The 24,286-nt window shown below is 67.4% G+C and carries 20 protein-coding genes and 1 pseudogene; 15 read left to right on the forward strand and 6 right to left on the reverse strand.

The features are described from left to right. Positions 1–7 precede the first annotated feature (7 nt). Both ACI1V7_RS04195 and ACI1V7_RS04200 read right to left on the reverse strand, forming a co-directional pair. A complete protein-coding gene (locus ACI1V7_RS04195) occupies positions 8–892 on the reverse strand; it encodes a branched-chain amino acid ABC transporter permease (protein WP_404530484.1) in 885 nt (294 codons plus the stop codon). Positions 893–956: 64 nt separating this feature from the next. Next, positions 957–2,171: an ABC transporter substrate-binding protein gene (locus tag ACI1V7_RS04200; RefSeq protein WP_404530485.1), complete on the reverse strand. Its 1,215-nt coding sequence runs from the start codon at positions 2,169–2,171 to the stop codon at positions 957–959. A 174-nt stretch (positions 2,172–2,345) separates the two neighbouring features. Here ACI1V7_RS04200 and ACI1V7_RS04205 point away from each other — a divergent pair, with 174 nt between their 5' ends. The 3 genes from ACI1V7_RS04205 to ACI1V7_RS04215 are packed head-to-tail and all read left to right on the forward strand — an operon-like array spanning position 2,346 to position 4,798. After that, positions 2,346–2,795 (forward strand): VOC family protein, encoded by a 450-nt coding sequence (locus ACI1V7_RS04205; RefSeq protein WP_404530486.1) that lies wholly within the window; start codon positions 2,346–2,348, stop codon positions 2,793–2,795. A gap of 11 nt (positions 2,796–2,806) precedes the next feature. Beyond that, positions 2,807–4,039 (forward strand): FAD binding domain-containing protein, encoded by a 1,233-nt coding sequence (locus ACI1V7_RS04210; RefSeq protein ID WP_404530487.1) that lies wholly within the window; start codon positions 2,807–2,809, stop codon positions 4,037–4,039. A 54-nt stretch (positions 4,040–4,093) separates the two neighbouring features. Next, on the forward strand, positions 4,094–4,798 hold the full coding sequence (locus ACI1V7_RS04215) for a TetR/AcrR family transcriptional regulator (RefSeq protein ID WP_404530488.1): 705 nt from the start codon (positions 4,094–4,096) through the stop codon (positions 4,796–4,798). A 4-nt stretch (positions 4,799–4,802) separates the two neighbouring features. On the opposite strand, the gene ACI1V7_RS04220 is transcribed toward ACI1V7_RS04215, so the two are convergent. After that, entirely contained in the window at positions 4,803–5,900 is a 1,098-nt protein-coding gene (locus ACI1V7_RS04220; RefSeq protein WP_404530489.1) for an amidohydrolase family protein, read from the reverse strand. Positions 5,901–6,067: 167 nt separating this feature from the next. Here ACI1V7_RS04220 and ACI1V7_RS04225 point away from each other — a divergent pair, with 167 nt between their 5' ends. The 4 genes and pseudogenes from ACI1V7_RS04225 (at position 6,068) to ACI1V7_RS04240 (ending at position 11,104) form a co-directional block, all read left to right on the forward strand. Further along, the gene (locus tag ACI1V7_RS04225; RefSeq protein WP_404530490.1) at positions 6,068–7,087 is read left to right on the forward strand and encodes a porin; all 1,020 of its coding nucleotides are present in this window, start codon (positions 6,068–6,070) and stop codon (positions 7,085–7,087) included. Positions 7,088–7,185: 98 nt separating this feature from the next. Beyond that, positions 7,186–8,139 (forward strand): LysR family transcriptional regulator, encoded by a 954-nt coding sequence (locus tag ACI1V7_RS04230; protein WP_404530491.1) that lies wholly within the window; start codon positions 7,186–7,188, stop codon positions 8,137–8,139. A gap of 199 nt (positions 8,140–8,338) precedes the next feature. Further along, positions 8,339–8,593 (forward strand): annotated as a pseudogene (locus ACI1V7_RS04235) (PAS domain-containing protein); the annotation flags it as partial. Between the two features lie 18 nt (positions 8,594–8,611). Further along, on the forward strand, positions 8,612–11,104 hold the full coding sequence (locus ACI1V7_RS04240) for a hybrid sensor histidine kinase/response regulator (RefSeq protein WP_404531537.1): 2,493 nt from the start codon (positions 8,612–8,614) through the stop codon (positions 11,102–11,104). 27 nt (positions 11,105–11,131) lie between these two features. On the opposite strand, the gene ACI1V7_RS04245 is transcribed toward ACI1V7_RS04240, so the two are convergent. Then, complete coding sequence (locus tag ACI1V7_RS04245; RefSeq protein ID WP_404530492.1) at positions 11,132–11,635, reverse strand: MarR family winged helix-turn-helix transcriptional regulator; 504 nt, start codon at positions 11,633–11,635, stop codon at positions 11,132–11,134. A 167-nt stretch (positions 11,636–11,802) separates the two neighbouring features. Here ACI1V7_RS04245 and ACI1V7_RS04250 point away from each other — a divergent pair, with 167 nt between their 5' ends. Both ACI1V7_RS04250 and ACI1V7_RS04255 read left to right on the forward strand, forming a co-directional pair. Further along, positions 11,803–12,855, forward strand: a complete 1,053-nt coding sequence (locus ACI1V7_RS04250; protein WP_404530493.1) for an aromatic ring-hydroxylating dioxygenase subunit alpha — start codon at positions 11,803–11,805, stop codon at positions 12,853–12,855. Further along, positions 12,852–13,820, forward strand: a complete 969-nt coding sequence (locus ACI1V7_RS04255; protein WP_404530494.1) for a PDR/VanB family oxidoreductase — start codon at positions 12,852–12,854, stop codon at positions 13,818–13,820. Before ACI1V7_RS04250 ends, ACI1V7_RS04255 begins: the two co-directional genes overlap by 4 nt. A gap of 15 nt (positions 13,821–13,835) precedes the next feature. On the opposite strand, the gene ACI1V7_RS04260 is transcribed toward ACI1V7_RS04255, so the two are convergent. After that, complete coding sequence (locus tag ACI1V7_RS04260) at positions 13,836–14,717, reverse strand: helix-turn-helix domain-containing protein (RefSeq protein WP_404530495.1); 882 nt, start codon at positions 14,715–14,717, stop codon at positions 13,836–13,838. A gap of 94 nt (positions 14,718–14,811) precedes the next feature. On the opposite strand from ACI1V7_RS04260, the gene ACI1V7_RS04265 reads away from it, so the two are divergent. Next, complete coding sequence (locus ACI1V7_RS04265; protein WP_404530496.1) at positions 14,812–15,978, forward strand: 4-hydroxybenzoate 3-monooxygenase; 1,167 nt, start codon at positions 14,812–14,814, stop codon at positions 15,976–15,978. A gap of 61 nt (positions 15,979–16,039) precedes the next feature. On the opposite strand, the gene ACI1V7_RS04270 is transcribed toward ACI1V7_RS04265, so the two are convergent. After that, on the reverse strand, positions 16,040–16,507 hold the full coding sequence (locus ACI1V7_RS04270; RefSeq protein WP_404530497.1) for a MarR family winged helix-turn-helix transcriptional regulator: 468 nt from the start codon (positions 16,505–16,507) through the stop codon (positions 16,040–16,042). A 92-nt stretch (positions 16,508–16,599) separates the two neighbouring features. Between ACI1V7_RS04270 and ACI1V7_RS04275 the strand changes: the two genes are divergently transcribed. From ACI1V7_RS04275 to ACI1V7_RS04295, 5 genes are all read left to right on the forward strand, one after another. Next, positions 16,600–17,433: a p-hydroxycinnamoyl CoA hydratase/lyase gene (locus ACI1V7_RS04275; protein WP_404530498.1), complete on the forward strand. Its 834-nt coding sequence runs from the start codon at positions 16,600–16,602 to the stop codon at positions 17,431–17,433. A 96-nt stretch (positions 17,434–17,529) separates the two neighbouring features. Further along, positions 17,530–18,972 (forward strand): aldehyde dehydrogenase, encoded by a 1,443-nt coding sequence (locus ACI1V7_RS04280; RefSeq protein WP_404530499.1) that lies wholly within the window; start codon positions 17,530–17,532, stop codon positions 18,970–18,972. A 12-nt stretch (positions 18,973–18,984) separates the two neighbouring features. Beyond that, entirely contained in the window at positions 18,985–20,898 is a 1,914-nt protein-coding gene (locus tag ACI1V7_RS04285) for a feruloyl-CoA synthase (protein WP_404530500.1), read from the forward strand. Then, positions 20,895–22,124, forward strand: coding sequence for a 3-(3-hydroxy-phenyl)propionate transporter MhpT (gene mhpT / locus ACI1V7_RS04290; protein WP_404530501.1), 1,230 nt, complete (start codon positions 20,895–20,897; stop codon positions 22,122–22,124). The genes ACI1V7_RS04285 and mhpT overlap by 4 nt, the downstream gene beginning before the upstream one ends. Positions 22,125–22,514: 390 nt before the next feature. Beyond that, positions 22,515–24,251: a tannase/feruloyl esterase family alpha/beta hydrolase gene (locus tag ACI1V7_RS04295; RefSeq protein WP_404530502.1), complete on the forward strand. Its 1,737-nt coding sequence runs from the start codon at positions 22,515–22,517 to the stop codon at positions 24,249–24,251. Positions 24,252–24,286 lie beyond the last annotated feature (35 nt).

Consider the following 24,286-nt stretch of genomic DNA (forward strand, 5'->3'; position numbering starts at 1 on the left):
TGACCTTTCAAGACGCAAGGGCAGCACGCCCGAACAAGCCCCGCGGACGCACCAGCAAGACCACGGCCATGATGACGAACATCGACACCTTGGCCGCTTCCGGCACGAACAGCACGGCCAGGCTTTCCACGATACCGATCAGGATGCCCGCCACGACGGCGCCGACCAGCGAGCCCATGCCGCCGACGACGGTCACCACGAAGGCGACGGTCAGGACCGAGCCGCCCATCTCGGGACTGATGCCCTGGATGGGGGCGGCCAGGAAGCCCGCCAGCCCCGCGACGCCGGTGCCGAGGCCGAACACGATCAGCCAGACGCGGGCCACGTCGATGCCGAGGATCCTGACGATCTGCGGGTCGCGCGCGCCGGCCCGCACGATCAGTCCGAACGAGGTCTTTTCGATGAACAGCCACAGGCCGGTCAGCACCAGCGCCGTGGCGCCGATGACGAACAGCCGGTACAGCGGAAACTGGCCGACCAGGATATTGGCCGAACCCTCCAGCAGCGCCGGGCCGTCGACCGGCATCCCCTGTTTTCCGAACCCGATGCGCACGGCTTCGATCATCACGTAGGCAAGACCGAAGGTCAGCAGCAGGGGGTAGTCGATGCCGCGGCCGTACAAGGGCCGCACGAGCGTGCGTTCGACCAGCATGCCGAACGCCCCGACGACGAGGGGGACTAGCACGAGGCACAGCCAGAAATTCGGCAGTACCCGGTACAGGGCGTAGCCGGTATAGGCGCCGACCATGAAGAAGGCGCCGTGCGCGAAATTCACGACGGTGAGCATGCCGAAGATCAGCGACAGGCCGACCGCGAGCAGCACGTAGATCGCGCCCAGCGCGAGTCCGGTAAACAGCTGGAGTCCGACCAGCTGGGGAGTAATGCCATCCATGATGCCTCCTGCGGAAAAGGTGGAAGGTCGGGCGGGCCGTGGTCCGCCGGTGATCCGGTTGGATTCAGGGCGCCGGCTTGTGGCCCAATTCGGCGCAGCTGCGCAGGGCCGAGGTGGATGCGGGCGCGACATGCAGCACGGAGAACAGGTCGGGCGAGCCGGAAGGCGCCGCCTTCGACTGCAGCACCAGCACCGACTGGACCGACTGGTGGTCGCAGGCACGGTAGGACTGGATGCCCTTATAGGTGTCGTAGCGCAGCGCGACCAGCGCGTCGATGACTTTTTCCGCATCGCTGCTGCCCGCCGCCTTGACCGCCAGCAGCAGCGACTTGACGGCGGAATACGCCATCGTGCCGTAGTCGGAGGGGACGGCGCCGCCGTAGGCCTTGCGGTAGCGGTCGTTGAGTGCCCGCGCTGCCGGCGTGGTCGCCTCGATTCCCCAGTAATACGAGCTGCCGCCGATGACGCCGTCGTAGACGCGCGCGCCGGCCGCGACGCGCGACGTGTAGGTCAGCACCGGCGTCACGAACCGCATATTGCTTTTCATGCCGAATTCGGCTGCCTGCTTGATCGAAATCTGATTGTCGCGGCCGAAGTTGTTGAAGACGAGTACATCGGGGTGCATCGCCATCAGTCGCGGCAGGAACGGCGAATAATCGGTGGCCCCGAGCGGATGGCGTATTTCGCCCACGACCTGAGCTCCGACTTCCTTCGCGACCCGCGTGAAGCCGCGCGTCATTTCCTGGCCGTAGGCATAGTCGGCCGTGAGGAAGGCAATGCGCATGCCCTTCCTGAATGCGTAGCGCCCGACGGCCTGCGTCGTCATGTGCGGATTCAGCGATTCGTGGAACGTGTAGCGCGAGAAGTCGGCCGCCTCGTTGATCGCATCCGACTGGCTGATCGAGATGTACGGCACGCGGCGCTGCCGGATCACGTTGTTGACGGCCAGTTGGGTCGCCGCCGACAGGCTGCCGACGATGAAGTCGGCATGGTCCTTGTCGATCAGCTCGAGCGCGCGCGTCGCCGCTTCCGCCGGGTTGAGCCGGTCGTCCCTTACCAGGAGCTCGGCCTTGCGGCCGGCCAGCCCGCCGGCGTCGTTGAATTCCTGGATCGCGAGTGTCGCGTTGCGGACCTGGTCCTGGGCTTCCGCGCCGTAGGGGCCGGTAAGCGGCACCGGCAGGCCGATGCGGATCGGAGTGGGCGGCGCGCCGGCCGCGCGGGATGGAACCGTCGCGCAGGCCAGGCAGGCTGCGCTGGCAAGCAGGGCAAACTTGATCATGTCGTCTCCGTTGTCGAAACCTGCCGGCGGCTGCCGGGGTTTCCTTTTTAATGAGCGTTCGATAAATAATCGGACGGCACGGTTGGAATGTCAAGCGAGATTTGTGACGATCACGCTTGCTATTGATCGATCGATCACCTATATTCATTCGTACCTGACACGATGGAGGAGATCATGGGAATACGAAAACTGGGCCATTATTCGATCCGCACCGGTGACCTGGAAGCGTCGCGGCGCTTCTACACCGAGATCCTGGGACTGGAGGAGGGCTTTCGCCCGCCATTCAAGTTTCCGGGCATCTGGCTGTATGCGGGTGGCGACGAGGCCGACTTCGGCGTCGTGCACATCATCGGGATCGACCCGCACGATGCGCAAGGCCTGAAGGATTATCTCGGCGACAAGGACGAGGCCGCGTTGAGCGGTACCGGCGCCGTCGACCACGTCGCCTTCCTGACCACTGGCCTGGAGCCGATGCGGGCGCGGCTGGCCGCGACCGGCCACGCGTTCACCGAGCGCACCGTGCCCTCGCTTGGCCTGTTCCAGCTGTTCCTCACCGACCCCAGCGGGGTGACGATCGAAATGAACTACCCCAACGACGAGGCGCGCAGCCTCGGGTTGGCATGAAGGAGAACGCCATGTCGAAGGGACACGTGGCCATCATCGGCGGTTCGCTGGGCGGCCTGTTCGCCGCCAACCTGTTGCACCGCGCGGGCTGGAAAGTGGATGTATACGAGCGGGTAAGCGAGGAACTGGCCGAACGCGGCGCCGGCGTCGTCACCCATCCGGAATTGTTCGACATACTGGCGCTGATCGGGATCGACGACCGCGACCTCGGCGTACGTGTGGATGCGCGCCTGACACTGGCGCGCGACGGCAGCGTGATCGGCGAGCACGCGCATCCGCAAGTCCTTACCGCCTGGGGACGGCTGTACGCGCTGCTCCGCGCGGCCCTGCCGGACGCCTGCTACCACAACGGCAAGCACCTGGTCGGCCTGGCGCAGGACGAGCGCGGCGTCAGCGCTCAGTTCGCGGACGGCGGCAGCGCCACCGCCGACCTGCTGCTGGCGGCGGACGGCATCCGTTCGACGGTGCGCGCGCTGCTGGCGCCGGAGGTACAGCCGGCCTATGCAGGCTACGTCGCCTGGCGCGGCCTCGTCGACGAAAGCGCGCTCAGCCCGGCGACGCATGCCCGCCTGTTCGGCCACTTCGGCTTCTGCCTGCCGCAACGCGAACAGATGCTGGGCTATCCGGTCGCGGGGGCCGGCAATGCGATGGAAGCGGGAGCGCGGCGCTACAATTTCGTCTGGTACCGCCCGGCGGACGCGGCCGAGGTGACGCGCCTGTCGACCGACGCCGCCGGCCGCGTCTACGAGAAGGGTATTCCACCGCCGCTGATCTCGGATGCGGTGTTGCGCGAGGTCCGGGCGGTGGCGCGTGACACCCTGGCGCCGCAGTTTGCGGAAGTGGTCGAGCGTACCGCGCAGCCGTTCTTCCAGCCGATCTACGACCTGGAATCGCCGAACCTGGCGTTCGGGCGGGTTGCGCTGCTGGGCGACGCGGCCTTCGTCGCGCGTCCCCATTGCGGGATGGGCGTGACCAAGGCCGCGCGCGATGCCTTGGCGCTGCTGGCCTGGCTGGAGCGCTGTCCGGTGGAGGAAGCGCTGTCCGGGTATTCGCGCGAGCGGGTCGCCTACGGCAAGCGCATCGTCGCCCATGCGCGCCACCTGGGCGCCTACATGCAGGCACAGCTGGCGACGGCGCATGAAGTGCGCATGGCGGAACTGTACCGCACGCCCGCCGCTGTCATGCGGGAGACGGCCGTGCCGCCCCAGTTCGAGACGGAGGACGACCACGCTGCCACCGACTGATTTGTCAAACGATAATCGGATCACTATACTCGGCGCATACAGCAAAAGGCCATCATGAGTTCGATTATCGTAAAGAAGACCGGTACGGCGAAGGCGACGAAGGCGCCGGAGGCGGCAGCGGCGGCGCGGGGAGTGACGCGCCGCCTCGCTCCCGAGGAGCGCGAGCAGTTGATCGTCCAGAAGGCCATCAAGTATTTCGCCACCTACGGGTTTTCCGCCAGCACCCGCGAACTGGCGAAGGAGATCGGCGTCTCCCAGCCGCTCCTGTACCGCTATTTTCCGAACAAGGATGCGCTTGCCGATCGCGTGTTCCACGAGGTCTACCTGTCGCGCTGGAATCCGGAGTGGGAAGACATCCTCAGGGACCAGGCCCGTCCCCTGCACGAACGCCTGCTCGAGTTCTACCAGCAGTACGGCCGCGTGATCCTCAAGAGCGACTGGATCCGCATCTTCATCTTCGCCGGATTGACGCGTGAAGGTATCAACAACCGCTATCTCGCGCGCCTGCGCGAACGGGTGTTCGACGTCGTGCTGACCGAGATGAGGCGCCAGTTCAAGGTTGCCGATCCGACCCCCCAGCAGTACGAGGACGAGATCGAATTCATCTGGGGCATGCACGCCGCCATCTTCTACGTCGGCGTGCGCAAGTGGATCTACGGGATGCCGGTGCCGAAGGACCTCGACCGCCTGATCGCGCAGAAAGTCGAGGCATTCCTGGACAGCGCTCCCTCGGTGCTGAAGCGCATCCGCAAGGCCTGAGCGTTCAGGCCAGTCCCAGCATCCGGCGAGCGTTGCCTCCCAGGATGGCTTCCTTGTCCGCGTCGGACAAGCCCGGCGTGCCGAGTACGTGCTCGGCCGGCCGGCCGGACCACGGGAACGGGTGGTCCGATCCCAGTACGACCTGAGACACGCCGACTTGGCGCACCAGGTGCTGCAGCGCCTCCGGCGTGAAGACCAGGCTGTCGAAGAACAGCTGGCTCACATACTCGCTGGGCTTCTTCTTCAATGCCGGCCCGTGGGCACAGGCGCCTGGATTGACGAAGCATCCATGGTCCATGCGCGCAGCGGAGGTTGGAAGATAACCGCCGCCATGCGCAGCGCAGATCTTCAGCGCCGGAAAGCGGTCGAGCACTCCTTCGAAGATGAAGTGCTGCAGTGCCGTCGTGGTCTCGAGCGGATAACCGATCACGTTCGCCATCCAGCCATTGCCGGCAAAGCGCCGCGCCATCTCGGGGATGCCGGTCGGGTGGATGAACAGCGTGGCGCCCAGCTCCTGGGCGCGTGCCCAGACGGAATCGAAGCGGGGGTCGGCAAACATCACGCCGTCCACGCTGCCGCCGATCGCCGCACCGCGCAAGCCGAGTCGACGCACCGCGTCGTCGAGCTCGCGCACCGCCAAGTCCGGATGCTGCAGCGACAGCGAGGCGAAGGCGGCGAAGCGATCCGGCTTCGCCGCGCACAGTTCCGCCAGTTTCTCGTTCTGCAGGCGCACGATCCGCGCCGACGTAGCGCGCTCCTGCGAGTACCAAAACGGGTTGATGCTCAGTACCTCCATGTCGACGCCCTGGGCGTCCATCGCCGCCAGCCGCTCCGCGATCACGATCACGTTTTCCTGTCCGCCTTTCATGGTCTTCGGATACAGGGCGAAGACATCCATGCCCGCCAGCGCCAGCGCCTCGGGAACCACGCAGTGCGCATGCACGTCGATGCTCCTGGCGGCGCGGCGCCCCGGTGCGGCGGGCGTGCCGGACGGCGCGGCGGGGGTCGCCCGCGCCGCGCCCAGCACCCCGCAACCGGTAAGCACGATACCGCCGACCGCCGCCACGCCCTGTCCGAGAAACTGCCTCCTGTCCGTCATCATCGTCTCCTTTTAAGTGATAGATCGATCATCAATGGTCGCCGTATCGATCCCTTGAATTTTGTTCTAACGCAACAAAATGCAAGTATCCGGCATTTCATCGAGCCTGCAGTGTACATCCTTAAGTGATCGAACGATAATCTAAATATCGATCATGAACAGGAGTGGAAATGAAGGCAGCTCGTGCTTTTGCAGGCATGGCGTCAATGCTGGTCATCGGGGGCAGCGCGTGCGCGCAGACGGCGCCACAGTTGTACGGTGTGCTCGACCTATGGGGTGGACGTTCCGAGACGAGCGCCGGCGACCGGGCGTCGACCATGGTCAACAACGGCGGCATGCAGACCTCGTTCTGGGGATGGAGCGGCAGCGAGCCGCTGGGCGGCGGCACGCGGGCGATCTATACGGTCGAAGGCTATCTGCAGCTCGACACGGGCGCGAGCGGCCGGACGCCGACCGACGCGATGTTCGCCCGCAATGCCTTCGTCGGACTGCAGGGACCGTTGGGCGAACTGAAGATGGGGCGGATCCTGAATCCCCTGTTCGTCGCGACGGCGCAGTCCAATCCGTTCGGCGGCTCGATCCGGCTGGCGCCGTTGCTTGCCCAGATCTGGTCGCCTCAGCAGGGGCGCGCCGTGTCCGGCGACACGAGCTGGGACAACGTCGTCTCGTACACGACGCCGGCAATGGCGGGCGCCAAACTGGCCGTCCTGGCCGGGCTCGGCGAAACCGCGTTCGGCACGTCGGCGCACAACCTGAATGCGACACTGAGCTGGGTCTCCGGTCCGGCCGTGCTGTACGCGACCGCGCAGCGCGTGCGCGTCGGCCCCGGCCTGGCGGCGGTCGGCAGGTCGGAGCAGTCCACATATTTCGTGGGCGGCAGCTACGACCTGGGCCGCATCAAGCTGTTCGGATCGTACGACCTTGCCGACAGCGACGCTCCCGACCTGGAGGCGCGTACGGGGCAGGCCGGCGTCGCCATCCGGGCAGGCGGTGGCAGCATCATGGCTTCCTGGGCCAGGACGACCATTGATGCGGCGGGAGCCGCGCCCGCCCGGCGCGACACGGGCGCCATCGGCTACGACTATGCCTTGTCGCGGCGCACCGACGCGTATGCGGTCGCGCAGGTCGACAGGTTATCCGGCGCCAACCGGGCGAAGACCTATGCGCTGGGCATCCGTCACCGGTTCTGAAGGCGCCATATGCTGCGGCCAGCGACCGCAAGCAGGTTCTTTTTGGCCCGCCTGCCGTGAGGTAACATGCGGCTCAGAACAGCAACCCAAGCGAGATCATGGATCGATTTGCCGAACTGAAGACTTTCTGCATCGTTGCCTCCACCGGCGGATTCTCGACTGCTGCGCGCCAGCTCGGCAGCGCTACATCATCTGTGACACGGCTGGTCGACGCGCTCGAGCAGCGCCTGGGCGCGGTGTTGCTCAACCGGTCCACGCGCAGCGTCACATTGACGGCCGCGGGCCGCGCTTATTATGAGGATGCGCAGCGTATCCTCGAACAGCTCGACGCGGCCGACGATGCCGTCTCCGATCGCGCCACTGACATCAGCGGCGTGATCTGCGTCGCCGCGCCGGTGACGTTTGCGACGATGTACTTTTCACCGATCCTGCTCGAGTTGCGGCGGCGCCATCCGCGTCTGGCGGTCGATCTTCGGCTCAGCGACAACGCCAGCAATCTCATCGATGAATCGATCGACGTCGCCATCCGCATCGGCAACGTCGATGCGCAGGCAAATCTGGTGGCGCGCCGTCTCGCGGCGCACCAGCGGCTGCTGTGCGCCAGCCCGGCCTATCTGGCCGAACGGGGCACGCCAGGCCATCCGGCCGACCTGCTCGAACACGACTGCCTGCAGTTCTCGTTCGCCGACAACCGTCGCACCTGGCGCCTGCGCCGCAACGATGCGGTGGGAGATGTGCCGGCGGAACACATGCCAATCGAGGACATCGCCGTCAACAGCGTCGTGCAGGCGAATAACGGCGAACTGCTGCGCCAAGCAGCCATGTCCGGCTTGGGCATCGCGATGCTGGCGCGCTGGCTGGTGCAGGACGACCTGCGGGCGGGACGGCTGGTGCAAGTCCTGGACGGCTACGATGTGAATCCCGGGTCGATGGATGTGGCGATGTATGCCCTGTACCAATCCAACCGGCGTGGATCGCGAAAGATCCATGCGTTTGTCGAGTTATTGTCCGAGCATCTCGCCAAGGTCGATGCTGCATCGTATACCGCGTAACGGTCGTGTGGAGGTACCCACAGGGAGGTGGCGAACGGCGGCCGGCTTCGGTTCTGCAGTGCCTTGTCTTTGCTCGCGCTGACGGATCCATCTGCCATCATATAATTGGGATCGTTACGAAACCGAAGAGATGCACATGGATGTTGGCAATCGAAACGCGCAATGGTCGACAAACCAGGCGTTTGCGTACCTGGAAGCAATGCCGACCGCGTTTTTTTCGGTCGGTGAGCATTGGGCATTCCATTATCTGAATCGATCTGCCGCGCAGTTGCTGGGCGTGGAGAGCGACGAGGTCGTGGGCAAGAGCATGTGGGAAGTACTGCCTGCCATCGATCGCAGCGCCGTCGAAGCAGCTTGTCGCGTGGCATCGACCCAGGGTACGACTGCCGTTTTCAATCTCCGTTTTCCGGCACACGAAAAATGGGTTGAGTTTCAAGTCGTTGCCCCTGCGGCAGGCGAACTGGCCTTCCATGTGCGCGACGTCAGCGCGCAAGTGTCGACGGAACGCGCGCTGCGGGAAAGCGAACGCAATTTCCGCCTGATGGCCGATTCCGTGCCCCAGATCATCTGGATCGTCATGGCATCCGGCGAGGCCGTCTATTTCAACCGCCAGTGGGACGACTATACCGGTGCGCCCATCGCTTCCTCCACGCCGGCGGACGTCGCCAACCAGCATGTCCACCCGGACGACCAGGCGCACACCATGGCGGCGTGGGAACACGCTTACGCGCGTGGCGAGGCCTTCGACGTCGAGCACCGCATCCGCTCTCGGACCGGGGAATACCGCTGGTTCCTCGTGCGCGCCGAACCCTTCTTCGACAGCGCGGGCGCCATCGACCGCTGGTTCGGCACCTCGACCGACATCCACGAAGAAACCATGCGCAAGATGGCGCTGGAGAGGGAGGAGCGCCGCCGCTCGTTCGAACTGACGCTGGCCGACCGCATCCGTCCGCTGCTGGATCCGGAGGAGGTGACGGCCGTGGCTTGCGAGCTGCTCGGCAAGGCGCTGGGCGGCAAGCGCGTGGTCTACGGCGAGGCGGACGACACGGGGGCGTACCTCGCCTTGAAGCGTGACTGGACCGACGGCACGCTCGCATCGATGGGAGGCATGCGGCTGCGGATGGACGATTTCGGTGCGGCCGTGGCCGATATCCTGCGTTCAGGACGCAACCTCGTGATCGACGACGTGATGCGCGTCGACGAAGCCCTGCCGCACGTGGCCAATTACATGGCGTCGGGCATTCGTTCCGTGCTGGCGATTCCCCTCGTGAAGGATGGGCGCTTGCGTGCCGTGTTGAGCGTCCACGACGACGAGGTCCATGCGTGGTCGCCCGACGACATCGGCATGGCGGAGGACATGGTCGACCGTACCCGGTTTGCCGTGGAAAGCGCGCGGTTCCAGCATGAGTTGCGGACGGAGCGCGACCAGAGCCAGGAGATTTTCAGGAGCATGGCCGAAGGGTTCGCCCTGCTCGACAGCGACGGGACGCTCCTGCAGATCAACGACATCGGGGCCCAGCTGTCGCGCCTGCCGTCTTCGGAACTCCTGGGCAAGCACGTGCTGGCGGCCATGCCCTGCCTGCAGGGAAGCGAGATCGAGACGCTGTGCCGGCGCGTCCAGGCACAGTCGGGCGCCGGCACGCTCGAATACCGCCAGGTGCTGCACGACGGCACCGGCTTGTGGCTCGAAATCCGTGCCTACCCGTTGCCGGAGCAGCGCCTCGCCGTGTTTTTCCGGGATATCGGCGAACGCAAGGCGATCGAAGAGCAGCTGCGGGACGCGGCCCGGCGCAAGGACGACTTCCTGGCGATGCTCGCGCACGAGCTGCGCAATCCGCTGGCACCGATCGGCGCCGCGGCGCACCTGTTGCGGCTGGGGCGGCTGGACACGGACCGGTTGCGCCAGACGAGCGAGATCATCGGCCGCCAGGTCGACCACATGACGCACCTGATCAACGACCTGCTCGACGTGTCGCGCGTCACGCGTGGCCTGGTCGAACTGGAAAATGCACGGGTCGACCTGCGCAACGTCGTCATCGATGCGGCCGAACAGGTGACGCCGCTCATCCAGGGCAAACGCCACGCCCTGCATACGCGCATCTCCCCGGAAAGCGCGCTCGTCATGGGCGACAAGAAGCGGCTGGTGCAGGTGGTGGCGAACATCCTCAACAACGCAGCCAAATACACGCCGGACGGAGGCGTCATCACGCTGGGCCTGGATGTGCGGGCGGACGGCGTCGTCATCGACGTCGCCGACAACGGCATCGGCATGAGCGCGGACCTGACGTCGCACGTGTTCGAACTGTTCACGCAGGCCGAGCGCACGCCGGACCGGTCGGCCGGCGGCCTGGGACTCGGCCTGGCGCTGGTGAAGAGCATCGTCGAGCTGCATGGCGGCGAGGTCACCTGCCATAGCGACGGACCGGGGCAGGGCAGCCGTTTCTCGGTGTGGCTGCCCCGGCTCGACGGCGAGTCGGGCTCCGCAGCGGCCGGGACGAGTCCGCGGGCGAGCCGGCGCACGGCCTCCGCCCTGCGCATACTCGTCGTCGACGACAACGTCGATGCCGCCGCGATGCTGGGCACGGTGCTCGAGAGCGAAGGCCACCATGTGGCCGTCGAAGTCGGTTCCCGCGCGGCCCTGGCCCGTGCGCGTGTCGAACGGCCGCAGGTGTGCCTGCTCGACATCGGCTTGCCCGAAATCGACGGCAACGAACTGGCCATGCGCCTGCGCGCCCAGCCGGAAACGGCCGGCGCCGTCCTGATCGCCGTTTCCGGCTATGGTCACGACAGCGACCGCAGGCAGTCGCTGGCAGCGGGCTTTTCCCATCACCTGGTCAAGCCCGTCGACCCGGCGCACCTCATCGACATCCTGGCCGAGATCGCGGCGAATCAGGGCGAAGGGGGTGGCGAAGGGCGTAGCGAAGACCGTAGCAACGCAGCGGAGACGGGGCACCGGGCTCCGTGACGGGGCGCCGGCCGGCGGCGCGGGGATTCAGGCTGCGGGCAAGCTGCCCGGCATGGCCAGCGGCGCACGGCTCTGTTCGTTGTTCGCGCTGACCAGCTTGTCGAGCAGGGTCATGAATTGCGCCTGTTCCTGCGGGTCGAGGGGCGCCAGCAGGCGCTGGCGCAGGCGCTGTGCCCCGTGTTCCAGCGCGGCAAGCAGGCGGACACCCTCGGGCGTGATCGACAGCGCGCGCTGGCGGCGGTTGTGCGGAATGATCTTGCGCTCGAGCAGTCCTTTCTCTTCGAGCCGCGCGCAGACCGTCGCGCCCGTCGAGGTGTCGATGGCCGCGAGCCCCGCCAGCGAGACCTGGTCGATGCCGGGATGCGCGGCCAGCCGGCTGAGGATGGCGTACTGCACCGGCGTCAGCTCGGTTCCCATTTCATCGTAGAAGATCGACACGGCGATCTGCTGGGCTCTGCGCAGCAGGTGGCCCGGATGTTCGTAGAGGTCGAGCGGCGCGTCCGGCGTGCCGCGTTCGGTGGTGGAGGACATGGATGGCAAAGAGTGTAAGCGCGCATATCGGCGCGTGTGTTCGTGAACGCGTGCGTTGGTGCGGCGCACCATCGAAATAAGCGGCTCCCCGGTTTACATCGTCGTGCGAACGCGTGATAATTTTCTCACATTCAGTGCACTGAATATAAACCGAAAAGGAGACAAACATGTTCCCGAAGAACGCCTGGTACGTCGCTTGCACCCCGGACGAAATCGAAGGCAAGCCGCTGGGTCGCCAGATCTGCGGCGAGAAGATCGTGTTTTACCGCGGCAAGGAAGGCAAGGTCGCCGCCGTGGAGGATTTTTGCCCGCACCGCGGCGCGCCCTTGTCGCTCGGCTTCGTGCGCGACGGCAACCTGGTGTGCGGCTACCACGGCCTGGAGATGGGTTGCGAAGGCAAGGCCATCAGCATGCCGGGCCAGCGCGTGCGCGGCTTTCCGTGCATCCGCAGCTACGCGGTCGAGGAACGCTACGGTTTCATCTGGGTCTGGCCGGGCGAGCGGGAGAAGGCCGATCCGGCCACCATCCACCACCTGGAATGGGCCGACAATCCGGAATGGGCCTACGGGGGCGGCCTGTACCACATCAACTGCGATTACCGCCTGATGGTCGACAACCTGATGGACTTGACGCACGAGACCTATGTGCACGCGTCCAGCATCGGCCAGAAGGAAATCGACGAGGCGCCGGTGACGACCAAGGCCGAAGGCGAGCAGGTGGTGACCAGCCGCTTCATGGAAAACATCATGCCGCCGCCGTTCTGGCAGGCGGCGCTGCGCGGCAACGGCCTGGCCGACGACGTGCCGGTCGACCGCTGGCAGATCTGCCGCTTCAACGCGCCCAGCCACGTGATGATCGAGGTGGGCGTGGCGCACGCGGGCAAGGGCGGCTACGCGGCCGATCCGGCACACAAGGCATCGAGCATCGTGGTCGACTTCATCACCCCGGAAACGGAGACGTCGCACTGGTACTTCTGGGGCATGGCGCGCAACTTCAAGCCGGACGACGAGGCGCTCACGCGCACGATCCGCGAAGGCCAAGGCAAGATCTTCAGCGAAGACCGCGAGATGCTCGAACTGCAGCAGCAGAACATCCTGCGCCACCCGGAGCGCAAGCTGCTGATGCTGAACATCGACGCCGGCGGCGTCCAGTCGCGCCGCATCATCGACGGGTGGCTGGCGCGCGAGCAGGCCGGCCAGGTGGGGGAGGCAGCCGTATGAATACCACCGTGAACACGTTCGACGTGCGCGTGACGCGCAAGACGAGCGAAGCCGACGGCATCTGCAGCTACGAGCTGGCGCGGCTGGACGGCGCGCCGCTGCCTTCCTTCGAGGCCGGCGCCCACATCGACGTGCATCTGGGCGCCAACCTGGTGCGCCAGTATTCGCTGTGCAACCCGCCGGGCGAGACGCAGCGCTACCAGATCGGCGTGCTGCGCGACGCCAATTCGCGCGGCGGTTCCCAGGCCATGCACGACCGCATCGATACGGGATCCACGCTGACCATCAGCGCGCCGAAGAACCACTTCGCGCTGGTCGAGGCGAAGCGCACGCTGCTGTTCGCGGGCGGCATCGGCATCACGCCGATCCTGGCGATGGCCGAGACGCTGGCCGCCCGCGGCGCCGACTTCGAGATGCACTACAGCGCCCGCTCGCCGGAACGCGCCGCCTTCAAGGAACGCCTGGCCGCCTCGCACCTGGCCGCGCGGGTGCACTTCCACTACGACGGCGGCGACGCCGCGCAACGGCTGGACCTCGACACGCTGTTGGCCGCTCCGGATGCCGATACGCACCTCTACGCGTGCGGTCCGCAGGGCTTCATCGACCACGTGCTGGGCAGCGCCCGCACGCTCGGCTGGGCGCCGGCGCAGCTGCACGTCGAGTACTTCGGCGCCGCGGCGCAGGACACGGCCGGCGACCGGCCGTTCGAGGTCAGGCTGGCCTCGAACGGCAGGATCGTGGCCGTCCCGGCCGGCACCACGGCGCTCAAGGCACTGGAAGCCGAGGGAATCGCGATTCCGTATTCCTGCGAGGAAGGCGTGTGCGGCACCTGCCTGACGCGGGTGCTGGAAGGCGTGCCGGACCACCGCGACATGTACCTGACCGAGGAAGAGCAGGCGGCCAACGACCAGTTCACGCCTTGCTGCTCGCGCGCGAAGACGCCGCTGCTGGTACTGGATCTCTGAGACGGATCGCTGAACTCAGGCGCCGCGGCGCTCGCGGAACGCGCGCGGCGTGAGCCCCGTATGCCGCTTGAACGCGCGGCTGAAGTAGGCGGGATCCTGGAATCCGAGTTCGTAGGCGACGCTGGCCACGCTGGACGGCGCATAGGTCAGCTTGCGGCAGGCTTCGAGCATCAGGCGGTCCTGGATGATGTCGAACGCCGACTTGCCCGTCATTTTCAGGCACAGGCGGTTCAGGCGCACGGGCGTCACTCCGAGCCGGGCCGCATAGTCGGCGATCGGCGCGCCGCTCTTGTAGTGCTGCTCGACGGCGGCGCGGTAGGCCGCGAACAGGCGGAACTCGCCATGCCCCGTCGCGCTGGCCGCGCTGTGTTCCGCATGGATGCGCGCCAGCAGCAGCAGCACGCTGCGCGCGAGCCACTCCAGCATCAGCGCATTGCCCTGCTGCGGCCACGCCGCTTCCTCCAGCAGGTTCGCCAGCAGCGCCTGCATGCGCGCGCGCGGCTGGCGCGCCAGCGTCAGCGCCAAGGGCGCCGCGAACAGGGGCGCGAACAGTTCGCCCGCATCGTCCGGCGTCGAGAACAGCACGTTCTGGTCCACCGTCAGCACATAGCCCTGCGCGCCTTCCGAGAACGCGAAGCCGTGCACGGCGGACGGGTGGACGGTGATCGCGACGGGCCCGCGGCAGTCCCACTTCGTGTCCTCGATCGACGCGCGCACTTTGCCGCTGAGTAAAAAAAGTACTTGAAACAGGCCCGGGTGCGTGTGCCTGTCGATATGCCAGTCGTGCAGGCGGCTGCGCGTGGCGATCAGCTCGATATGCACGGCCTCGGCAGGCGTTTGCTCGCCGTAGAGGGCGAAGCGGGGAACGTCGGGGGTGTCGTGTGGATGTGCGGGCATGACGAAAAAGTACCAGAAATCGACGATTTCATCCATTTCAAAACGCCGCGGCGGCATCTAGTATTTTCGAAAACAAACCATTCGAGGAGACGACATGCGTACCCAAGTTGCCATCATCGGCGCGGGCCCGGCCGGCCTGCTGCTGTCCCACCTGCTGCACCTGCAGGGAATCGAATCCGTCGTGCTCGAGTCCCGTAGCCGCGAGGACATCGAGTCGACGATCCGCGCCGGCGTGCTCGAGCAGGGCACCATGGACTTGCTGAACGAGGCCGGCGTCGGCGACCGCATGCGTGCCGAAGGCGCACTGCACCACGGCTTCGAGCTGGCCTACGCGGGACGGCGCCACCGCATCGACCTGCGCGAGCTCACCGGCAAGTCGATCAGCGTGTATGCCCAGCACGAGGTCATCAAGGACCTGGTGGCGGCGCGCGTCGCGGCAGACGGGCAGCTGTTCTTCGGCGTGCGCGACGTCGCGCTGCACGGGCTGGACGGCGCGCGGCCGTCCGTCACCTTCACGCATGCGGGGCAGGCGCAGCGCATCGAGGCGGATTTCATCGCCGGCTGCGACGGCTTCCACGGCGTGGCGCGGCCCGCGATGCCGCAAGCGGGGCGCGAGGATTACCAGCGCGTCTACCCGTTCGGCTGGTTCGGCATCCTGGTGGAAGCGCCGCCGTCGTCGGAGGAGCTGATCTATGCCCGCCACGAGCGCGGCTTCGCCCTCGTCAGCACGCGTTCGCCGACCGTGCAGAGGATGTACTTCCAGTGCGACCCCAAGGACAGCGTCGACAACTGGTCGGACGACCGCATCTGGGCGGAACTGCATGCGCGCCTCGAGAACCGCGACGGCTGGCGCGTCACGGAAGGCCGGATCTTCCAGAAGAACATCGTGCCGATGCGCAGCTTCGTCTCGACGCCGATGCAGTCCGGCCGCCTGTTCCTGGCCGGCGACGCCGCCCACATCGTGCCGCCCACGGGCGCCAAGGGCATGAACCTGGCCGTGTCCGACGTGCGCCTGCTGGCCGCCGGCCTGGACGACTTCTACCGCCGCGGCAGCAGCGAGCGGCTCGACCGCTACACGGACGATGCCCTCAAGCGCGTCTGGCGTGCCGAGTACTTCTCGTGGTGGATGACGAGCATGCTGCATACCTTCGCCGACGCCTCGCCGTTCCAGCGCGAGCTGCAGCGCGCCGAACTGGACAACGTCGTCGGGTCGCGCGCGCTGGCGACGGCGCTCGCGGAAAACTACGTCGGCGCGTTCTGATGCGCCGCTGCACGGCGCCCCGGCTCACCTAGCGCATATCTAGCGCATATCACGCAGCGCATCACAGCCCCTGCACGCTGAGCGAGCGCACGGCGCTGCGCAGCTGGGCGTGCAGCCGGGTCCGCTCCTCGTCGGACAGCTCGGGGAACATCATCTCCTCGACCTTGCGCACGACGGCGTCGCACTCGCGCAGGCAGGCGAGTCCGGCGTCGGTCAGGCCGATGCGGATGATGCGGCCGTGGCTGGGGTCCGGGCTGCGTTCGATCCAGCCTTTCGCTTCCATCGCCTTGACCATTTCGTTGGCCGATTGCGGCGAGACCATGGTGCGTTCGGCAAGCTGCGCGTTCGACAGCGTACCCATCACGCGGAATACGGACAGGGCGGTGTAGTGGGGCACCGTCATGCCCAGCGGGGCCAGGCCGTCGCGCAGGCGCTTGTTCAGGACGTGGTCCAGGCGGCCGACCAGGTAGGCCAGGCCGGCGGGTTTAGCGGCGTTGGAGGACGCTTCTGATGCAGTCTGTCGTGGCATGAATATTTTTCTTGTCAAAGCTCGCTGACGTGGCTAGTATAAGATTCATATCAGGTAGCCTGATAAATCCCCATCAAGTTAGGAGACATTGTATGTCCAAATATGCAGGTCGTTGGCAAACCGTGGAGGTCGAGGTGGCGAACCAGATCGGCTGGATCACCCTCAACCGTCCGGAAAAGCGCAACGCGATGAGCCCCACGCTCAACCGCGAGATGATCGACGTGCTCGAGACCCTGGAACTGGACGACGACGCCCAGGTGATCGTGCTGACCGGTGCGGGCGAGGCCTGGACCGCAGGCATGGACTTGAAGGAATACTTCCGCGAGACGGACGGCAAGCCCGAGATCATGCAGGAACGCATGCGCCGCGACTGCTCGCAATGGCAGTGGAAGCTGCTGCGCATGTACAGCAAGGCGACGATCGCGATGGTCAACGGCTGGTGCTTCGGCGGCGCTTTCTCGCCGCTGGTCGCCTGCGACCTGGCCATCGCCGCCGACGACGCCGTGTTCGGCCTGTCCGAAGTGAACTGGGGCATCCCGCCCGGCAACCTGGTGTCCAAGGCCGTGGCCGACACGATGGGGCACCGCCAGGCGCTGTACTACATCATGACGGGCGAGACCTTCACGGGCCGGGAAGCGGCCGCCATGGGCCTGGTCAACCGCAGCGTCCCGAAGGAGCAACTGCGCGACGCCGTCGTCGAGCTGGCGGGCAAGCTGCTCGACAAGAACCCGGTGGTGCTGCGCTACGCGAAGGTCGGCTTCAAGCGCTGCCGCGAGCTCACCTGGGACCAGAACGAAGACTACCTGTACGCAAAGACGGACCAGTCGAACTACCGCGATCCGGAGAAGGGCCGCAAGGAAGGCCTGAAGCAATTCCTGGATGACAAGAGCATCAAGCCCGGACTGCAGGCCTACAAACGCGCATAAGACGCGTCGGCCGGCAAACAAGAAAAAAGCGCGACTGCCGCCCACGGCAGCGCATCCAGCAAGCTTGAATCAGCGAGCTAACAGAGGAGACATCTGATGTTCAATACCGATCTGCTGATCGGCGGGCACGCCCGCGCGGCATCCAACGGCGCCACCTTCGCGCGCCACGATCCATCCACCGGCGCGGTCGCCACCCGCGCTCCCGCCGCCACCCTCGAGGACGTCGACGCCGCCGTCGCCGCGGCGCGCGACGCGTTCCCCGCCTGGTCCGCCATGCTGCCCGGTGCGCGCCGCGCGCTGCTGCTGGCGGCCGCGGACAAGATGGAAGCGCTGCGCGGCCGGTTCGTCGAAGCCGCCGTCGCCGAATGCGGCGGCGCGCCCGTCTGGTACCAGTTCAACGTCACGCTGGCCGCGAACATGCTGCGCGAGGCGGCGTCGATGACGACCCAGATCAGCGGCGAGGTCATCCCGTCCGACGTCCCCGGCTCGCTCGCCATGGGCGTGCGCCAGCCCTGCGGCGTCGTGGTCGGCATCGCGCCGTGGAACGCCCCGATCATCCTCGGTACCCGCGCCGTCGCCATGCCGCTCGCCTGCGGCAATACGGTGATCCTGAAGGCGTCCGAGCTGTGCCCGGCGCTGCACCGGCTGATCGCTCAAGCCTTCGTCGATGCCGGCTTCCCGCCCGGCGTCGTCAACCTGATCTCGAATGCGCCGGACGACGCGCCGCAGGTGGTCGAGCGCCTGATCGCGCACCCGGCCGTCCGCCGCATCAATTTCACCGGGTCGACCAAGGTCGGCCGCATCATCGCCGAGCACGCGGCCAGGCACCTGAAGCCCGTGCTGCTGGAACTGGGCGGCAAGAACCCGATCGTCGTGCTCGACGACGCCGACCTCGATGCGGCCGTCGAGGCGGCCGCGTTCAGCGCCTTCTTCAACCAGGGCCAGATTTGCATGTCGGCGGACCGCATCCTCGTCGACCGCAAGGTGGCGCCGGCCTTCGTCGAGAAGCTGGCGGCCAAGACGGCGACGCTGAAGGCGGCGCCGTCGGATGCGCCGCTGGCCGGCATGATCGACCCGGCCGCGGCCGCCCGCGTGGATGCGATGCTGCAGGACGCGCGCGAACGGGGCGCCACCGTCACCCAAACGGGCGGGCTCGCAGGCAACGTGCTGCAGCCGGCCATCGTCGACGACGTCACGCCGGCGATGCGGGTCTACCAGGAAGAGTCGTTTGGCCCCATCGTCTCCGTGCTGCGCTTCGATACGGACGAGGAGGCGATCCGGCTCGCCAACGACAGCGAATACGGCCTGTCCTCGGCGGTGTTCTCGCGCGACATCGGCCGCGCGATGGCCGTGGCGCAGCGGATCGAATCGGGCATCTGCCACATCAACGGCCCGACCGTGCACGACGAGGCGCAGATGCCGTTCGGCGGCGTCAAAGGCAGCGGCTATGGACGCTTCGGCGGCAAGGCGGCGATCGCCGAGTTCACCGACCTGCGCTGGATCACGGTGCAGACCGCGCCGCGCCACTATCCGATCTGAGCGGAGGACGCCATGAACGCAGTCCATCTGGCGGGCCGCACCTTGCAGTGCAGCTCCGTGCAGTGTCGCCCCATCACGCTTGGCAACCCCGAGATCCGGGCGTACCAGGAAAACGGCTTGTGGCACGTCGACGCGGTGACGCCGCTGGCGCCGGTCCCCGTGCGCTACACGGACCGCCTGGTCAGCGGCGCGGCCGCGCATCCGCAGCGCACGCTGGTCGCCCGCCGCGGTCCCGACGGCGCATGGATCCGCATCACCTACGCCGACATGCTGCAGCGCGCACGCCGCATCGGCCAGGCGCTGCGCGACCGCGGCCTGTCCGCCGAACGGCCGCTGGTCATCCTGTCCGGCAACGACTTGGAACATTACCAGCTGGCGCTGGGTGCCGCCTATGCCGGCATTCCGTATTCGCCCATCTCGCCGGCCTATTCGCTGGTGTCCACGGACTACGACAAGCTGCGCGACTTGATGGCGCAGCTGACGCCGGGCGCCGTGTTCGTGTCCGACGCGCGCGTGTTCGCGAAGGCGCTCGACGCCGCGCTGCCGCTCGACGCGGAACTGATCGTCGGCGCCGCGGAGGAGGGGGATAGGCCAGCGACTTCCTTCGCCAGCCTGCTCGACACGGCGCCGCGCGACATCGATGCCGCCAACCTCGGCGTCGACGGGGACACCATCCTGAAGTTCCTGTTCACGTCCGGTTCGACGAAAAAGCCGAAGGCGGTGATCACGACGCATCGCATGTTGTGCAGCAACCAGCAGATGCTGCTGCAGACCTTTCCCTGTTTTGCCGAGGAGCCGCCCGTGCTGCTCGACTGGCTGCCCTGGAACCACACCTTCGGCGGCAGCCACAACGTGGGAATCGCCCTCTACAACGGCGGCAGCCTGTACCTGGACGACGGCCGGCCCACGCCGCGCGACTTCGGCGCGACGCTGGACAACCTGCGCGACATCGCGCCGACCGTCTACTTCAATATCCCGAAGGGCTTCGAGATGCTGGCCGAGGCCCTGGAACAGGATGCCGGCCTGCGCGAGAACTTCTTCTCGCGCGTGAAGCTCTTCTTCTGCGCCGGCGCCGGCCTGTCGCAGGCGGCGTGGGACCGGCTGGATGCCGTCGCCGTCGCCCATTGCGGCGAATCGATCCGCATCATGACGGGCCTCGGCATGACGGAGACCTCGCCCTCGTGCACCTTCGGCACGGGCAGCATCGTGCAGGCCGGCTACGTGGGCGTGCCGGCGCCGGGCTGCCGGGTCAAGCTGGTGCCCGTCGACGGCAAGCTGGAGGCACGGTTCGCCGGGCCGCACGTCATGCCGGGCTACTGGCGCGCGCCGCAGCTGACGGCGCAGGCGTTCGACGAGGAAGGGTATTACTGCACCGGCGACGCCCTGCGCTTCTACGACCCGGCGCGCCCCGAGCTGGGCTTCGTGTTCGACGGCCGCATCGCCGAGGACTTCAAGCTCTCGTCCGGTACCTTCGTCAGCGTCGGCCCCTTGCGGGCGCGGGTGATCAGCCAGGGCGCCCCCTACATCATGGACGCCGTCGTCACCGGCCTCAATCGCGCGTCGATCGGCCTGCTGGTCTTTCCGCGGATGGAACACTGCCTGACGCTGTCGGGCATGCCGGCGGATACGCCGGCGGAGGAGGTGCTGGCCAGCACGCCCGTGCGCGACTTCTTCGCGCGCCTGCTCGACGGCCTGAACGCGGGCGCCAGCGGCTCCTCGCACCGCATCGAACGCCTGCTGCTGCTGGCCGAGCCGCCGTCGATCGACCACCGCGAGCTGACCGACAAGGGTTCGATCAACCAGGCCGCCGTGCTGGCGCGCCGGGCTGATGTGATCGATGCCATGTATGCACCCACGTATGCACCCATGTACGCAGGACGGGCGGATCGCACGATCCGCGCGACGAAGGAAGGAGAGCAAGCATGACGCACCAGAACAAGCTGCCCCGTGGCGCTGCCACGATCGCCCTGTGCTTCGTCACCGCGCTGCTGGAAGGGCTGGACCTGCAGTCCACCGGCATCGCCGCGCCCGGCATCGGCGCGGAATTCAAGCTGGCGCCGGCCATGATGGGCTGGGTGTTCAGCGCGGGCCTCGTCGGCCTGCTGCCGGGCGCGTTCGCCGGCGGCTGGCTGGCCGACCGCGTCGGCCGCAAGACCGTGCTGGTATGGGCCGTGCTGCTGTTCGGGATCTTCTCGTTCGCCACCGCGCATGCCTGGGACTATCCCAGCCTGCTCGGCGCGCGGGTGCTGACGGGCCTGGGCCTCGGAGCCGCGCTGCCGCTGTTGATCGCGCTGACGTCCGAGGCGGCCGATCCGTCCATGCGCAGCACGGCCGTCAGCCTCACCTATTGCGGCGTACCGCTCGGTGGCGCGATCGCGTCGGTGATCGGGATGATGAAGTTCGACGCCGGCTGGCGCATGATCTTCTACGTCGGCGGCATCGTGCCCCTCGTCGTGGCGCTGCTGCTGTTCTTCCTGCTGCGCGAGTCCGCGAGCTTCCGCCAGGAGGCGCTGAACCAGGCGCCGGCGGACCGCCGCATCGGCGGGCTGTTCGCGGACCGGGTGCTGGGCTCGACGCTGTTGCTGTGGGTGGCCTGCTTCTTCACGCTGACGGTCCTGTACATGCTGCTGAACTGGCTGCCGTCGCTGCTGATCGGCCAGGGATATTCGCGTGCCGAGGCGGGCATCGTGCAGATCCTGTTCAACATCGGCGGCGCCGCCGGCTCCGTCATGAGCGGACGCCTCGTCGACCGCGACCGCGCCGGCCTCGCCGTCGGGATCTCCTACGCCGGCATGCTGCTGTCGCTGGCGGGGCTCGGCATGTCGACCAGCTTCGCCCTGATGCTGGTGGCCGGCTTCGCCGCGGGCTGCTGCGCGATCGGCGCCCAGGCCGTGCTGTATGCGCGCGCCCCGGCCCTGTATCCGACGGCGATCCGCGCCACCGGGGTCGGCGCCTCGATCTCGACGGGCAGGCTGGGCGCCATCGCCGGCCCCCTCGTGGCGGGCCAGGTGCTGGCCGCGGGGGCAGGGGCGGCGGGCGTCATGCTGTCGGCGGCGCCGGGGCTCGTCGTGGCTGCCTTGTGCGCGTGGACGCTGTCGCGCCGCGCCGACCCCGAGGAAGTGCGCGCCGGCCAGGCGCTCGGCACGCGCTGAACGCGCCGCTGCTGCTACTGTTGCAGCTGAGCTGCCGCCGCACCCCGAAAAGGCGCTTGTAAAGATGGGTTGGCCGGGGTAGTATAAATTTAATATCAGGTAATCTGATATAGCCCGGATGCCGCACAGACGGCACCGGGCAGGCAGGCGCCGGCGCGGCCCTTGCCGGCGCCTCGCCACACCATCACGACGACAGGAGACGACATGACATCGACAGCCCTGGCCATACCCGGCCCGGTTCGCTCCGGCGCGCCCGGACGATCCCCCTCCAGCTAGCCCTTCCCGCACCGTCCAGGACACCGCGACGGCCCGTGCATCCACCGATGCGCGTGCCGATCGGCCCCGTTCGTCCCGGCGTGTCGTGGCACGCCCCGTTTGAGGAGAGAACAGATGAACATGCAACAGATGCGCGGCATCGTCGCGGCCATTGCCGTGCTGGGAGTGGCCGGCTGCAGCGACGGCGACGACGCCTGGCAGCCGCCGGCCGCACCGGCTTCGCCCCCGCCGTCGGCCCATCCTCTACCGCAATTGAGCCCCGCGACGGGCGCCGCCATGCCCTCCTGCGACGGCCTGGCGGCGCGGCTGTCGTATCCCGACACGACCATCACGGCGGTCAATGCGATCGCCGCCGGTACCGTCAAGGTGGCCGGCAAACCCGTCGCCGCGCATTGCCAGGTGCTGGGCCAGATGTTCCGCCGCACCAGCCCGCAGGACGGCAAGGTCTATGCGATCGGCTTCGAGCTGCGCCTGCCGCTCGCCTGGAACGGCCGTTTCTTCTACCAGGCCAACGGCGGCACGGACGGCAGCGTGGCGACGGCCCTGGGGCCGGTCGGCGGCGGCGGTCCGCTCGACAACGCGCTCGACCAGGGCTTCGCCGTGATCAGCGCCGATGCGGGCCACGCGGGACCGGGACCGGACTTCGGCATCGATGCGCAGGCCCGGCTCGACTACGGCTACCAGGCCGTCGGCAAGCTGACGCCGATGGCCAAGGCCCTCATCCGGACTGCCTATGGCAAGGCGCCCGACCGTTCCTATATCGGCGGCTGCTCGAACGGGGGACGGCACACGATGGTGGCGGCGGCGCGTTATGCCGACCAGTACGACGGCTACCTGGCCGGCAATCCGGGCTTCCGCCTGCCGCTCGCCGCCATCGCGAACATCGCGGGCGCGAAGACCTATGCGTCGCTGGCCACCGATCCGCGCGACATCGGCACGGGCTTCACGCAGGCCGAACGGGCGCTGGTGTCGAACGCGGTGCTCGGCAAGTGCGACGCCCTCGACGGCGCCGCGGACGGCCTGGTGCAGGACACGCAAGCCTGCCGCAAGGCGTTCGACATCGAGCGCGACGTGCCCACCTGCGGCGCCACGCGTGACGGCAGCTGCCTGAGCGCGGCGCAGAAGCGCGGCATCGGCGCCCTGTTCGCCGGCGCCACGACGGAGACCGGCTCCCGGATCTATGCCAGCTTCCCGTGGGACGCGGGCCTGGCGACGGGCGGCTGGGCGAGCTGGAAATTCAACGCTTCGCTCACCCTCGATACCGGTGGCGTGGGCCTGATCTGGTCGGTGCCGCCCGAGGACCCGGCGACGTTCGACGGCCCCGTCTTCGCGCTGAACGGCAACCTGGCGACGATGCTGGCACGGGTCGGGTCCGCCAACGGCGTCTACACGGAATCGGCCCTGTCCTTCATGCTGCCGCCCGAGCCGGCCAACCTGGACAGGCTGAAGCGGCGCGGCGCCAAGATGCTCGTCTACCACGGCACCAGCGACCCGATCTTTTCCAGCGACGACACCACGAACTGGTACGAGGCCCTGCGCGCGGCGAACGGCGGCGATGCGGCGGACTTCGCCCGTTTCTTCCGCGTGCCCGGCATGAACCACTGCGCGGGCGGGCCGGCAACCGACCAGTTCGATGCGCTCACGGCGCTCGTCGCCTGGGTCGAGGGAGGGCAGGCGCCGGCCTCGATCGTCGCCACTGCCCGCGGGCCCGGCAATGCCGGCGGTGCGAATGCCGACCTGCCTGCCGGCTGGTCCGCGGCGCGCACCCGTCCCCTGTGCCCCTATCCGAAGGTCGCGACCTACAAGGGCAGCGGCGACGTCGAGCAGGCCGCCAGTTTCGTATGCCAGTAAGCGCTGTCAATAAGCGATGCGAACGTCATCGCCCC

It is taken from the genome of Massilia paldalensis (genome assembly GCF_044901715.1).
Lineage (GTDB): Bacteria > Pseudomonadota > Gammaproteobacteria > Burkholderiales > Burkholderiaceae_D > Telluria > Telluria paldalensis.

Bases quoted from the DNA above. Each gene is read 5' to 3' on its own strand.
- ACI1V7_RS04195 (WP_404530484.1), bottom strand. From the start codon at position 892: ATGGATGGCATTACTCCCCAGCTGGTCGGACTCCAGCTGTTTACCGGA.
- ACI1V7_RS04200 (WP_404530485.1), bottom strand. From the start codon at position 2,171: ATGATCAAGTTTGCCCTGCTTGCCAGCGCAGCCTGCCTGGCCTGCGCG.
- ACI1V7_RS04205 (WP_404530486.1), top strand. From the start codon at position 2,346: ATGGGAATACGAAAACTGGGCCATTATTCGATCCGCACCGGTGACCTG.
- ACI1V7_RS04210 (WP_404530487.1), top strand. From the start codon at position 2,807: ATGTCGAAGGGACACGTGGCCATCATCGGCGGTTCGCTGGGCGGCCTG.
- ACI1V7_RS04215 (WP_404530488.1), top strand. From the start codon at position 4,094: ATGAGTTCGATTATCGTAAAGAAGACCGGTACGGCGAAGGCGACGAAG.
- ACI1V7_RS04220 (WP_404530489.1), bottom strand. From the start codon at position 5,900: ATGATGACGGACAGGAGGCAGTTTCTCGGACAGGGCGTGGCGGCGGTC.
- ACI1V7_RS04225 (WP_404530490.1), top strand. From the start codon at position 6,068: ATGAAGGCAGCTCGTGCTTTTGCAGGCATGGCGTCAATGCTGGTCATC.
- ACI1V7_RS04230 (WP_404530491.1), top strand. From the start codon at position 7,186: ATGGATCGATTTGCCGAACTGAAGACTTTCTGCATCGTTGCCTCCACC.
- ACI1V7_RS04245 (WP_404530492.1), bottom strand. From the start codon at position 11,635: ATGTCCTCCACCACCGAACGCGGCACGCCGGACGCGCCGCTCGACCTC.
- ACI1V7_RS04250 (WP_404530493.1), top strand. From the start codon at position 11,803: ATGTTCCCGAAGAACGCCTGGTACGTCGCTTGCACCCCGGACGAAATC.
- ACI1V7_RS04255 (WP_404530494.1), top strand. From the start codon at position 12,852: ATGAATACCACCGTGAACACGTTCGACGTGCGCGTGACGCGCAAGACG.
- ACI1V7_RS04260 (WP_404530495.1), bottom strand. From the start codon at position 14,717: ATGCCCGCACATCCACACGACACCCCCGACGTTCCCCGCTTCGCCCTC.
- ACI1V7_RS04265 (WP_404530496.1), top strand. From the start codon at position 14,812: ATGCGTACCCAAGTTGCCATCATCGGCGCGGGCCCGGCCGGCCTGCTG.
- ACI1V7_RS04270 (WP_404530497.1), bottom strand. From the start codon at position 16,507: ATGCCACGACAGACTGCATCAGAAGCGTCCTCCAACGCCGCTAAACCC.
- ACI1V7_RS04275 (WP_404530498.1), top strand. From the start codon at position 16,600: ATGTCCAAATATGCAGGTCGTTGGCAAACCGTGGAGGTCGAGGTGGCG.
- ACI1V7_RS04280 (WP_404530499.1), top strand. From the start codon at position 17,530: ATGTTCAATACCGATCTGCTGATCGGCGGGCACGCCCGCGCGGCATCC.
- ACI1V7_RS04285 (WP_404530500.1), top strand. From the start codon at position 18,985: ATGAACGCAGTCCATCTGGCGGGCCGCACCTTGCAGTGCAGCTCCGTG.
- mhpT (WP_404530501.1), top strand. From the start codon at position 20,895: ATGACGCACCAGAACAAGCTGCCCCGTGGCGCTGCCACGATCGCCCTG.
- ACI1V7_RS04295 (WP_404530502.1), top strand. From the start codon at position 22,515: ATGAACATGCAACAGATGCGCGGCATCGTCGCGGCCATTGCCGTGCTG.